General features: G+C 42.9%; 10 protein-coding genes. 7 read left to right on the top strand and 3 right to left on the bottom strand.

The genetic code is table 11. The features are described 5' to 3' along the window. The first annotated feature begins 408 nt into the window (after positions 1-408). From A4S05_RS04615 to A4S05_RS04600, 5 genes are read left to right on the top strand one after another with little or no spacing between them, the layout of a single operon-like run. A complete protein-coding gene (locus A4S05_RS04615) occupies positions 409-1,332 on the top strand; it encodes an energy-coupling factor ABC transporter permease (RefSeq protein WP_069068647.1) in 924 nt (307 codons plus the stop codon). Further along, positions 1,325-1,978, top strand: a complete 654-nt coding sequence (locus A4S05_RS04610) for an energy-coupling factor transporter transmembrane component T family protein (RefSeq protein WP_069068646.1) — start codon at positions 1,325-1,327, stop codon at positions 1,976-1,978. Before A4S05_RS04615 ends, A4S05_RS04610 begins: the two co-directional genes overlap by 8 nt. Before the next feature lie 51 nt (positions 1,979-2,029). Continuing rightward, positions 2,030-2,773 carry an energy-coupling factor ABC transporter ATP-binding protein gene (locus A4S05_RS04605; protein ID WP_069068645.1) on the top strand — a complete coding sequence of 248 codons (744 nt, stop codon included), beginning with the start codon at positions 2,030-2,032 and terminating at the stop codon, positions 2,771-2,773. A gap of 21 nt (positions 2,774-2,794) precedes the next feature. Next, positions 2,795-2,935, top strand: coding sequence for a hypothetical protein (locus tag A4S05_RS41340; protein WP_176726906.1), 141 nt, complete (start codon positions 2,795-2,797; stop codon positions 2,933-2,935). 58 nt (positions 2,936-2,993) lie between these two features. Next, on the top strand, positions 2,994-3,473 hold the full coding sequence (locus A4S05_RS04600; protein ID WP_069068644.1) for a hypothetical protein: 480 nt from the start codon (positions 2,994-2,996) through the stop codon (positions 3,471-3,473). 229 nt (positions 3,474-3,702) lie between these two features. On the opposite strand, the gene A4S05_RS04595 is transcribed toward A4S05_RS04600, so the two are convergent. The 3 genes from A4S05_RS04595 to A4S05_RS41335 all read right to left on the bottom strand — a co-directional run bounded on the left by A4S05_RS04595 (position 3,703) and on the right by A4S05_RS41335 (position 6,600). Beyond that, positions 3,703-5,052 (bottom strand): DUF2254 domain-containing protein, encoded by a 1,350-nt coding sequence (locus A4S05_RS04595; RefSeq protein ID WP_069068643.1) that lies wholly within the window; start codon positions 5,050-5,052, stop codon positions 3,703-3,705. After that, positions 5,049-6,056, bottom strand: a complete 1,008-nt coding sequence (locus A4S05_RS04590) for a mechanosensitive ion channel family protein (RefSeq protein WP_069068642.1) — start codon at positions 6,054-6,056, stop codon at positions 5,049-5,051. The genes A4S05_RS04595 and A4S05_RS04590 overlap by 4 nt, the downstream gene beginning before the upstream one ends. A gap of 400 nt (positions 6,057-6,456) precedes the next feature. Continuing rightward, positions 6,457-6,600 carry a hypothetical protein gene (locus tag A4S05_RS41335; protein WP_176726905.1) on the bottom strand — a complete coding sequence of 48 codons (144 nt, stop codon included), beginning with the start codon at positions 6,598-6,600 and terminating at the stop codon, positions 6,457-6,459. A gap of 280 nt (positions 6,601-6,880) precedes the next feature. On the opposite strand from A4S05_RS41335, the gene A4S05_RS04585 reads away from it, so the two are divergent. Continuing rightward, positions 6,881-8,755: an iron uptake porin gene (locus tag A4S05_RS04585; protein WP_069068641.1), complete on the top strand. Its 1,875-nt coding sequence runs from the start codon at positions 6,881-6,883 to the stop codon at positions 8,753-8,755. A 150-nt stretch (positions 8,756-8,905) separates the two neighbouring features. Then, positions 8,906-10,105 (top strand): hypothetical protein, encoded by a 1,200-nt coding sequence (locus A4S05_RS04580; protein ID WP_069068640.1) that lies wholly within the window; start codon positions 8,906-8,908, stop codon positions 10,103-10,105. The last annotated feature ends 745 nt before the right edge of the window (positions 10,106-10,850 follow it).

Below are 10,850 nucleotides of genomic sequence, written 5' to 3'. Positions count from 1 at the left end.
GTCGTAGACAAGACTCGCTATCAGTCGGGGATTCATACCCGCGACTGATAGCGCAGCGTTAGCTCATCCTGGAGCGTCTTGAAAACCACAAAATCGTAGATTTTGTGGGGGTCTTAAACCCGGTTATTCATCTGCCAGTCATACAGAAAACATTGCTGAATTCTGACTCTTGACTCCTGAATTTTGTTCGATAAAAAATAAACTTAACAAAATTTAACTACTTAATAAATAAGTATACTATTGAGTAGATATCGGATTGTAAATATGTCAAAAGTAACACTACAAAATCCCCCAATAGGGCATTGCAAAAAAGCGAAGAATTTTGTTTGTTATTAAATTGATGGCGTTGATGGCGTAGTTTTATTGATTGTGTTGAGTAAGTGAACATCTAAAAATACAGGGTAGATCATGCATATTCCTGATGGATTTGTTTCTGTTCCAGTAGCAGGGGCTACTAGTTTAGCTAGTGTAGCAGCACTTTTTATTGCCTTTGGGCGATCGCAAGAAGCTTTTGGTATTCGTCGTGCGCCGATATTGGGACTAACCACCGCCTTCATTTTTGCCGCCCAGATGGTCAATTTTCCGGTAGCAGGAGGTACTAGTGGTCACTTGTTGGGGGGAACCTTAGCTGCGATCGTTTTGGGCAGTCCTTGGGCAGGGACGTTGTGTATCGCCACAGTGTTAATTATTCAAGCTGTGTTATTTGCTGATGGTGGTATTACTGCCTTGGGCGCAAATATTTTGAACATGGGAGTGATTGGTGTTTGGGTAGGCTGGGTTTTAACCGAAACCTTGCAACGGTTGTTTGGGGGATCTAAAGGGCGCTTACCTTTAGCTGCTGGGATAGCCGCTGGTGTGAGTGTGGTGGTAGCAGCAGTAGCAGCAGCCATTGAGTTAGCCCTTTCTGGAACTGCATCTGTAGCTATAGTTTTACCAGCCATGACAGGTGTGCATATTTTGATCGGCATTGGCGAAGGGCTGATAACCGGGGGTGTGCTGACTTATCTGGCCACCGCTCGACCAGATTTATTACCGGGGGAACAGCAGGAGTTTCGCGGTTGGTCAGTGCCTATTGTCACCATTTTCTTAATTGCCGGAGTCCTCTCACTCTTTGCCTCAGCGTGGCCCGATGGTTTAGAGAAAGTTGCCGAAAATACGGGCTTCATCGACTTAGCCGAGAAAGTACGGATAATTGTGCCAACCCCCTTAGCTGACTATGGGATTGAGGGTTTAGGGCCAATTGGCACTAGTATCGCTGGACTTGTGGGATCTGCGGTTTGCTTTGCTGTTGCCTTTGCAATTGCCAAGGTAGTAAAACCAAAGAATGCTTAAACTTTCCTTACCGCTACGCTTGCAACTATCTTTAGTGATTGTGGTAGGGGCAGCTTTATTAAAGCATTCTGCCTGGTATGGACTAAGTGTATATGGCGCGATCGCAATTTTATGGGCTTGCTTCTTGCGCGTCCCAATTCGCCAGTTGGGAGGATTACTCGGCACAGAATTGATTTTTTTGTCATTGCTGGCATTGCCCCAGGGATGGGAACGAGCCACTTTTTTGCTGGTTCGTTCGCTGGTTTGTCTGGTTACCATGAATAGTTTTTTGCTAACCTTACCACCCCACAGTTTTGGCATTGCCCTCAAAAGTTTACCAGTACCAGCACCTTTAAAGGAAAACTTGTTGTTAGCTGGGCAATACATGGAAATTTTGCTCTCAGAAGTAAACCGGATGCGGCGTAGCGCCCAATTACGCGGTTTGACTGGAACTGCTGGATGGCTGCGCTATGCGAGTGTCGCCATGATTGGAGCCTTGTATCTCCGTAGTCTAGATAGAGCAGAGCGAGTCTACGCGGCAATGGTAGCTCGTGGTTACAACGGACAATTGCCCATAGATTCTACCCTCAGACCAAAAGAACGTTTTGCCTTATTAGTAGCTTGGGCGATCGCTGCTGTTGTTACCCTAACTTCTTACAAAATTTAACCCACTCCCAACTCCCAACCTCTTTACGCAGTAATATTGAGTTTGTAAATTTTGAAATCATTAACTTCTAATCCCCACACAGCTGTAGTCGAGGTTGAGAACCTGGTGTATGCATATTCTCGCCAGGAGCCGATATTACAAGAAATATCTTTTACCTTGAATAAAGGCGATCGCGTGGCGTTGATGGGAGCAACAGGTTCCGGAAAAAGTACCTTGCTAGAGAACCTGATCGGCTTAAAACAACCGCAATCTGGGAAAATTACAATTAATGGTATCCCCGTAGAACCGCAAACTTTACCCCAAGTGCGTCGTCAAATCGGCTTTAGCTTCCAAGATGCCAACGACCAATTATTTATGCCCACCATCTTGGAAGATGTTACCTTTGGGCCACGTAACTATGGTGTGTCACCAGCAGAAGCAAGCGATCGCGCCCGACAATTATTAGCTGATTTTGGACTCGAAGCCTACGCCAATCGTTCCGCCCATGAACTCTCTGGTGGACAAAGACGCCTAGCCGCCCTAGCCTCGATTTTAGCCCTAGACCCGACAATTCTAATTTTGGATGAGCCAACCAGCGGTCTTGATCCAGCGTGGCGGCGTCATTTGGCCCAAGTGTTGTTAAAGTTACCCGTGCAGGTGATATTAATTGCCTCCCATGACCTACATTGGTTAGGCAGAGTTACTCAACGCGCTTTAGTGCTGGCTGGTGGTCGCATTCAAATAGACAGTGATATTCAGCCACTTTTGCAAGATGGTACTACTTTAGACCAGTTGGGTTTGCCGATAGATTGGTGATTTGGGCATGGGGCATGGGGCATGGGGCATGGGGCATGGGGCATAGGGACAATGGGACAATGGGACAAGGAGACAATGGGACAAGGAGAAGCAGGGGAAGAAAAATTATTAATTAATGCCCAATGCCCAATGCCCAATGCCCAATACCCCATGCCCAAATAACTTATTTATTAGTAATATTGGATACTATATTCTCGGTCTTATTGCTGTTGGAGTGTTAATGTCTGTTTTACATAAATATAGTGTTCTTGCTCCTGTTAGTCTGAGCATCGCTTTGTTAATTACTAGTTGCAGTGAAGATAAAGTCTCTCAATGCCAGCGACTAATTCGAGTTGTCAATGCCGGCACTTCTCTGATTGATCAAAATAAAGGAACGCAAGTCATAACTAGCATACAGCTATCTAAAGATTTAGAATTTGTGACTAAATCCATTGGGGAACTGAATTTAACAGACCCCAAGCTGAAAGAATTTCAAAGTGGTTTTGTCAAGATTTTTCAAAATCTCAGTCAAGCGATCGCTAAAGCTGGTAGGGCCCTGGGTGCGACCAAGACAGCAGAAGCCTCGGCACCTGGTAGAGAAAAAATTCAAAAGGCTAGAGCCGAAATTGATTCAACACTGACAACAGCAGCTACAACTGTTGGTAAGCAGTCAGATACGTTAGTCAATCAGATGAATAAGTATTGTAGCGAGCCAGAATAATCTAGCTTGGGGTATATGAGGAGCATTGCTCTACTTGGGCTTTCTTCCAAAAGTGGATGCTCCCCTACGATAAATCTATATGTATCAGGATTTTCGGGAATTGGGATCACAAGGGCAATTTCTAGCAGTGCTATTTTTGGTTGATAATTTAGAAGCAGATATTTACGATCGCTGCTGATAATTGTGTAAGCAAGCCTATTGTGACATCCAAGCTAATTAATTTTTTTGATTAATCCCAATTTTTAATCGCACCTTTGCAGTCTAAAGTTTTAATTACGGCAGAATAACGCTCTTGTGCGTCTTTGCGGTCTTGTTCTTGTGATAGCTCCTCATGACTATCCTGCAAAATCTTCTCAGCATGATATTGTAGGATTTGACAGTATTTACTATTGTTTGTGTAGCTGGCAATAGTAGCTATAGCTTCTAACAACCTAATAGTTACTCCTGCATCCGACTTTCCATACTGCCGAATTTGGTTAAAAGCACGGTCAACCAATCCTTGAAAATCTACTCCTTCGGCAATTATGCGTAATATTTTATTGTGATCGTAGCGGTAGGGTGAAGGTAAATTTCTTTGAACTAAGTGACACAATCCAGCGCTAATTCGGTCAATGCAGCGAATAGCGGTAAATGGATCATTTATTCCAGGAGAAATGGCACGCAGAGCAATTTCTACTAGTTGATCAATTGGAAACTCTACATCTTGTTGCTCTGTACGTTCTTTACCCAAAATAAAGGCATCATTGATTTGTTTGGTAAGTTTTTTATTTACTTTTTCACCAGGGAAAACTAAGACTAAATCGCCACCTTGAACCAAAAATTTTCCCGGTCGAGTCTGAAGACGTACTAGCAAATTATGTTTACAAGCAATGTCTATCAATTCTTCATGATCTATAGCTTGTAAATAACCAGTGCCATTAACTCGAATCGGTAAAGCTTCTTCCTCAAAAGACATTGGAATTTCTTCAACTCCAAGGCTATCTTCTGATTCACCACACCCAATTTTTTCTGGAAATAGCCGCTCAATTGCTGAATGTAAATCTTCACTAACATTTTGGATTACATAAGATGCCTGAATTATTGTTGAAGCATGATGAATAAAATAAATCAATACACCAATACTAATAATTGCCAGTAAAGTGCCGATTGTAACCGAAAGTTGTGGCACAAACTCTTCATATCCATCTCCTTCTCCATGAATCGTCCGCAGTACGAGTAAACAGTAGATGAACGTCGCAATGAATGTACCAAGTACAACCTGATTACCCGTATCCTGCATAAAATTACGCAGTAGGCGGGGGCCAAAGTTAGAAGCAGCAAGCTGAAGCGCCACGATTGTAATTGAAAAAGCTGTAGCAGCAACGCTGATCATCGAACCTGCAACAGTTCCGAGTAGCGATCGCGCTCCATCTGCTCCACCAGTATATATCCACCAATAATCAATTTCTACCTTGTCTGTGCGGTCCAGACTTAGCATGATGAAAGCCAGAGCAAGAGATGCTACCGCCATGACAGATGGTATAAACCAGTAACTTGAGTGAATCTGATCCCAAAGTTTGCTTAACTTGACGTTTCTCATTTTTCGTTAATTTTAGAATCTACCTTATTGTTGCCATCTTGTGAGAAACGCTCTTGAGCAAGTAACCTGAGTGAATCGCTGATCCGGCGGGGTTTTGGTACTTCACCTTTACCAGATGGCCAACCTTCACGCTGATGGGAGCGGTTTCCATCTGTCTCTTCGGTTTGGTCATGAAATAGAATTTGTTGAGTTGGAAAGGGCAAATCAATACCATTAGCGACTAACTTTTTCTTGATTGCAGACAGTACTTTGTCCCGTGATTGAAGAGAGTCTATCCTTCTCGGTGGATTAATCCACCAACGCACACGGATGTTGACTGTGCTTTCAGCAAGTTCCATTACCAGTACATCAGGAGCGGGTTCTCTTAAAACCTCGTCTACGCTATACATTGCGTCTAACATCAACTGCTTGGCTAGATCAGTGTCATCGTTGTAGCCAATGCCGACATCGTACTCTAATCGGCGGTTGTCAAAGGCAGTATTCACCGTGACAGAATTGATAAATAATTCCGAGTTAGGAATCACAATTCGCCGACCGTCATAGGTTCTGATTGTTGTTGCGCGTGTCTCGATATTTTCAACAGTTCCCTCAAAGCCTTTAAAAACAATTTGGTCATCAATTTGAAAAGGTTCAGTCAGCAAAATTAAAATCCCAGCTAAGAAGTTTTGTAGAATATCGCGGAAAGCAAAACCAATTGCAACACCGCTAATTCCCAAAAGTTGCACTAAATCACCGGCTCTAAATGTAGGAATTACAATGGATAGGGCGATAAACAAGCCAATCAAAACTGTTACCCCTTGGGCTAACCTTCCCAGTACTAATCCCAGATTCCGAGCGGAGCGACGGTTGCGAGTTAACCGCTTAACCAGTGCCTTAATTCTGCTAGCAATAAACAAAAAGAAAATGAAGACAATTAACCCTAAGACAATGTTCGGGACTAAAGCTATGAACCCGTTAATCATGCTTTGAACCTTGTCCCAAGCTGTGGAGATTGCTGCATTCATGTAATTTCTTCACCAATTAATCTTTGCTAATGTTATCGCTGTAAATTCTGATGCAATAATTCTTGAATTTCCTGCCGCAACGCTGCGATTTCACCTTGAAGCACTTGAATCGATTTCGCTGCGTTCTCTTTCTAGGGATTGTTTTTTTGGAAAACTTTTAACTACTCATAGTCGTAATTCGTAATTGAGAAAGTCATATTTCATCAGAATTTCTGGATTTGAATCTGCTGTTGGTTTTTAGATAATTGGTATTATCGGCTAATAGCAGGGTTTTCTGTAGGAATCCGCTTTGATTTCTGAACTGATTTGCGTAGGCAGGCAATAGGCAACAGTCAAGAAGGCTTCTTAGTTGTACTGAGTTTTTTCAAAAATCAAATATGAGTCCTATAGCACGTTGACATCAACTAGAGGTGTCACCCACCACATCAATCGGTTCTTCTGCATTTCCTTCTAATCGAGCCAGATTTGTGCCGTGATGAGATTTGGCAATATCGATAACAGCTTTTCCGTTTCCTCGTGGCACTTGAATAATCAGTTGACGCATTCTACCTACCTCCTGCGTTAACCATCTTGCTTTTTCAGCCGATAACTCTACTACCCAAAGAAATATTTTCTGAAAAATGTATAAGTTACAATCTCAGTCCCCAGTCCCTAATCCCTCTTTCATACTTGGCTGTGAAATTTTTTCATCGGGACTGCCTTCTGAAACCTGAAACTCCTCGCTCATTTCTAGTAATTTTTATCACTCTTTTTTTATAAACCTTCCTGATATACACCAAGTTTCTCTGTCAAAAGAAATAGTGGTGCAAGTCAAATGAAATACCATGAGTGATATTAGTCTACTGATGGCGAGTGTGCTAGTAACAGCGCCAATCTCTGCCCTCAATTTACCAGAACAGCCTGTAATTACTTCAGACATTCCAGTGCAGGAGTCAACAGAGGAAAATTTACCTCAAGTTGTCTCACCTGCTGAAATTACACCGCCTGAATTTGTGCAGCCAGATATAACCACTTCATCAGCTATAAATAATAAGTACGAAAATATACTTAAAAAAAGCAGAGAGAAAATTCAATTTATCAGTTCTCCTAACTTACCTGAATTAAAAAATACTCAACCTGTAACAGAAATTGCACAGAACCAGAAGAACATAGAAGAATTCTCTCTATCTCCCCATCCCCCAGACTCAGACAACCCAATGTCTCAAGTCACCTCAGTGTCGCAACTTGAAGATGTGCAACCATCTGATTGGGCTTTTGATGCTTTGCAGTCTTTGGTAGAACGCTATGGCTGCATTGCGGGATATACTGATGGTACTTATCTGGGAAATCGTACCATTAGCCGTTATGAATTTGCGGCTGGTTTAAATGCTTGTTTGGAAAAGATTAACGAAGCTATCGCTAACAATCAAGTTAATACTACTGTTAATAATGAAGATTTAATCCTGCTGCAAAGGTTGCAAGGCGAATTCAAAGCAGAGTTGCAACAATTACAGCAACGTGTCGAGGCTGTGGAAAACCAAACTAGTGAATTACAAGGGAATCAGTTTTCCACAACTACCAGATTATTTGGTCAAGCCATTTTTAGCGTTCAGGGAACCAATAGCCCCGATGTAGATTTGTTTCCGAGAGATGGAGTCCCTGAACGCCAGGGAAAAACCAATCTAACTTTCACAAGTAGCGCCCAACTAACCTTAGCAACGTCGTTTACAGGGCGAGATTTGCTGTTAACAGGTCTATCTGCGGGGAATTTGGGTTCTACTGCATCTTTGCTATCCACCAATATGGGACGCTTAGGTTTCGAGTCAAATACAGACAACAATCTAGTTGTTAGTGACTTATCTTATCGATTTCTTGCTTCGGATAACTTGGGAATCGTCGTAGGTACGGCGGGAGTCAACCCCATCAACACTTTTCGCGGTATTAGCCCTTTAGAAGGTTCTAGCGACGGTGCAATTTCTCTATTTGGTCAGCGGAACCCGATTTTAAGTATTGGTAACGGCACTGGTGGTATCGGCTTTGATTGGCAAATTAGCGATCGCATCAGTTTCCAAGGCGTTTATAGTTCAGAAATCCCCAGTTTTCCTGGCAACATCAAGCAAGGTGGACTATTTGGCGGTAGATTTACTGCTGGCGCTCAGTTAAGTTTAGCACCCACTAATAACATTGATGTCGGCATACATTATCTTTATTCCCACTCCCCAGATGGCTTACTGGGAAGTGGTATCGGCGATTCTCAACTAATTTCGCCTTTTGCAGATCCTACAGCTTTTGATACTCAAGCAATTGGTGCTACCGTTGCTTGGCGAATTAACCCTAACTTGCAGTTGGGCGGTTGGGGTGGCTTTACTTCCTCCAAACCAGTTAACCTTTCTGGAAGTGTGGAAACTACCAACTGGATGGTATTCGCGGCCTTTCCCAACTTGCTGCGTTCTGGAAATTTAGGGGGCGTTCTCGTTGGACAACCGCCCAAAATTACTTCTAGTACTTTACCCGAAGGCTTAAATTTTCCCAACTTTTCTGATGGGGGGACAGCAGGCGGACGTACTGACACATCAATTCACGTAGAAGTTTTTTACCGCGCCCAACTGAGCGACAATATCGCCCTGACTCCCGGCTTATTTGTCATTTTCAATCCCGATCACAATTCTGCTAACGATGCATTAGTCGTTGGGACATTAAGAGCTACTTTCCGGTTTTAATTTTGTACTGATGTAAATGTAATCAAATACGCTGTTTAGATACGGATTGATCCAGTATCGTATGCTTTCATTATCCAGTGATAGCAAGGAAAAATCGTACCTAAACCTATGCGTATTTTTTTCATAGGTGATTAAAGGAGCAAATTTTTCATGAAATTAGATTCATTCACTAAATTGGGTTGTGCAGTTGTTAGCAGCAGCAGTTTAGCCGCAGCCTTCATCGGTTTAGGTGGAACAAGTGCTTTTGCTCAAATTACAATCCAAAGCACTGGGACATTATCAGGCACTATCCAACTTCCCAGCATTAATCCCAATTTCAATCAAAGCACTACTCGTATTGATACAGACAACACAGGAACTTACTCGCGGAACTTAGGAACTAATAATAATCCTAATTACGTTCCTGTATACAAGTCAGATTATGTACAAGTAAGAACACGTAACGATGGAAGTCTGCATTATTATGTTGACTTTAAAGGCATTCCGATTGTCTCATTCAATGGCGTTCTGACTTCGCCGATTCTCTCTGACGGTGAATTGACACCCTATAAGTACCAGGGAAGATTGGCAGGAACTACATTTCAAGGAGTAGTTCAGGATGAATTTAATCTCACAAAAGCCTTATACACTGGAATTGTCACCGATCCCAAGACTGGAAACCAGTATCAGGGAACTTTTGAAGTGAGTGGATATGGAGTGCGATATAGCGATCGCAATGGTAGTGCAACCCCCACAGTCTTTGATTTCAAGTCTGATCTCCCAGGTTCCCCAAAGGTGACATCTTTGGAAATGACTAACGCACCCCTAGCAAGAATACAAATCAAAGTACCTGCAACTGCAACTCTCATAACTCCCACGCCCGTAGTTGACGGTGGTAGCACACCCACTCCCCCGCCCGTAGTTAGTGGTGGTAACACACCTACTCCACCGCCAGTAATTAGCGGTGGTAGTACACCCATTCCCCCACTAGTAATTGATGGTGGTAGCACACCCACTCCTACACCTGTAGTTAGTGGTGGTAATGCGATCGCACCTACACCTGTAGTTAGTGGTGGTAATGCGATCGCACCTACACCTGTGGTTAGTGGTGGTAATGCGATCGCTCCTACGCCTGTAGTTAGTGATGGTAATGTGATCGCTTCCTCGACACCTACAACCTACACATCTGGATCTAATTCTCCATCACTCTCTACTACACCTAATATAGAATTCAGTAGTGGTAATTCCCTGGAAGTCAACCCTGCAACCCTAGCTCAAGCTGCTTGTTTACAGGATTCTGCCCAGAGTTGTGCAATATCCGCTTCACCCAAACAAGCGATCGGCCCCCGTAGTCGAGTGCTACTGCGTTAGTTAAACGCGATGTGCAAGTTAATATTCTGACCTCTCTCCAAACTTCTCTCCTAAAAGGAGAGAGGCTTTGATTTTTGCTCCCCAACGCTAGTAGGGAAGGAGTTGGGGGTTAGGTTTGAGATAAAGTCGCACATGGCGTTAGTTAAGGACTTTCACATAAAAATATCCAACCGGGTGGGACGAAAAGCCACTGGTGTCAACTTAAGCCAAAAATAGCGTACTGATTGGGTGTTGTTCACCCGCCAAAGATTGTAAATCCCTGACTAATTGCTCAAGTCTACTGAAGTAGACTGAAAATTTTTGCGCTATGAAGTCCTCTTCAGAGGACTTTAGCTATGAGACAGGGATTTACAATCCCTGGCGGACGTGCGGTTTCGCGTTAAGTTGACACCAGTGGCGTCTCGCCCGCCCTAAGCAAAACTGACTTGACAAAAACTTTGGGTACTTCTGGAACTCTAGCAAGGCAAAATGAAATCAATATAATAGCCAGGACAGGAGCAACATTGCAATTAAAAGAGTCCGCCAGAAGTTTTCGCAACGTTTTTGTTGCTCAGACTTCCTTTCGGTGGTAGATTTTACCCTGATGATTTTCTGGCTATACTAGTGACTTAAGCCGATTGATTGACAAATTTCATCTCCCAGCATGAAACATACAAAAACTCTAAACTTTGGACATATATTCAGTGTGCATTTACTTTTAAGTGACACAACAATATTGTCTGGTATTGGAGAAAAGTAATTTTCT

Source organism: Nostoc sp. KVJ20, from assembly GCF_001712795.1.
Classification (GTDB): Bacteria; Cyanobacteriota; Cyanobacteriia; order Cyanobacteriales; family Nostocaceae; genus Nostoc.
This window is presented reverse-complemented; position numbering and strand designations above follow the sequence as displayed.

Bases quoted from the DNA above. Each gene is read 5' to 3' on its own strand.
- A4S05_RS04615 (WP_069068647.1), top strand. From the start codon at position 409: ATGCATATTCCTGATGGATTTGTTTCTGTTCCAGTAGCAGGGGCTACT.
- A4S05_RS04610 (WP_069068646.1), top strand. From the start codon at position 1,325: ATGCTTAAACTTTCCTTACCGCTACGCTTGCAACTATCTTTAGTGATT.
- A4S05_RS41340 (WP_176726906.1), top strand. From the start codon at position 2,795: ATGGGGCATGGGGCATGGGGCATAGGGACAATGGGACAATGGGACAAG.
- A4S05_RS04600 (WP_069068644.1), top strand. From the start codon at position 2,994: ATGTCTGTTTTACATAAATATAGTGTTCTTGCTCCTGTTAGTCTGAGC.
- A4S05_RS04595 (WP_069068643.1), bottom strand. From the start codon at position 5,052: ATGAGAAACGTCAAGTTAAGCAAACTTTGGGATCAGATTCACTCAAGT.
- A4S05_RS04590 (WP_069068642.1), bottom strand. From the start codon at position 6,056: ATGAATGCAGCAATCTCCACAGCTTGGGACAAGGTTCAAAGCATGATT.
- A4S05_RS41335 (WP_176726905.1), bottom strand. From the start codon at position 6,600: ATGCGTCAACTGATTATTCAAGTGCCACGAGGAAACGGAAAAGCTGTT.
- A4S05_RS04585 (WP_069068641.1), top strand. From the start codon at position 6,881: ATGAGTGATATTAGTCTACTGATGGCGAGTGTGCTAGTAACAGCGCCA.
- A4S05_RS04580 (WP_069068640.1), top strand. From the start codon at position 8,906: ATGAAATTAGATTCATTCACTAAATTGGGTTGTGCAGTTGTTAGCAGC.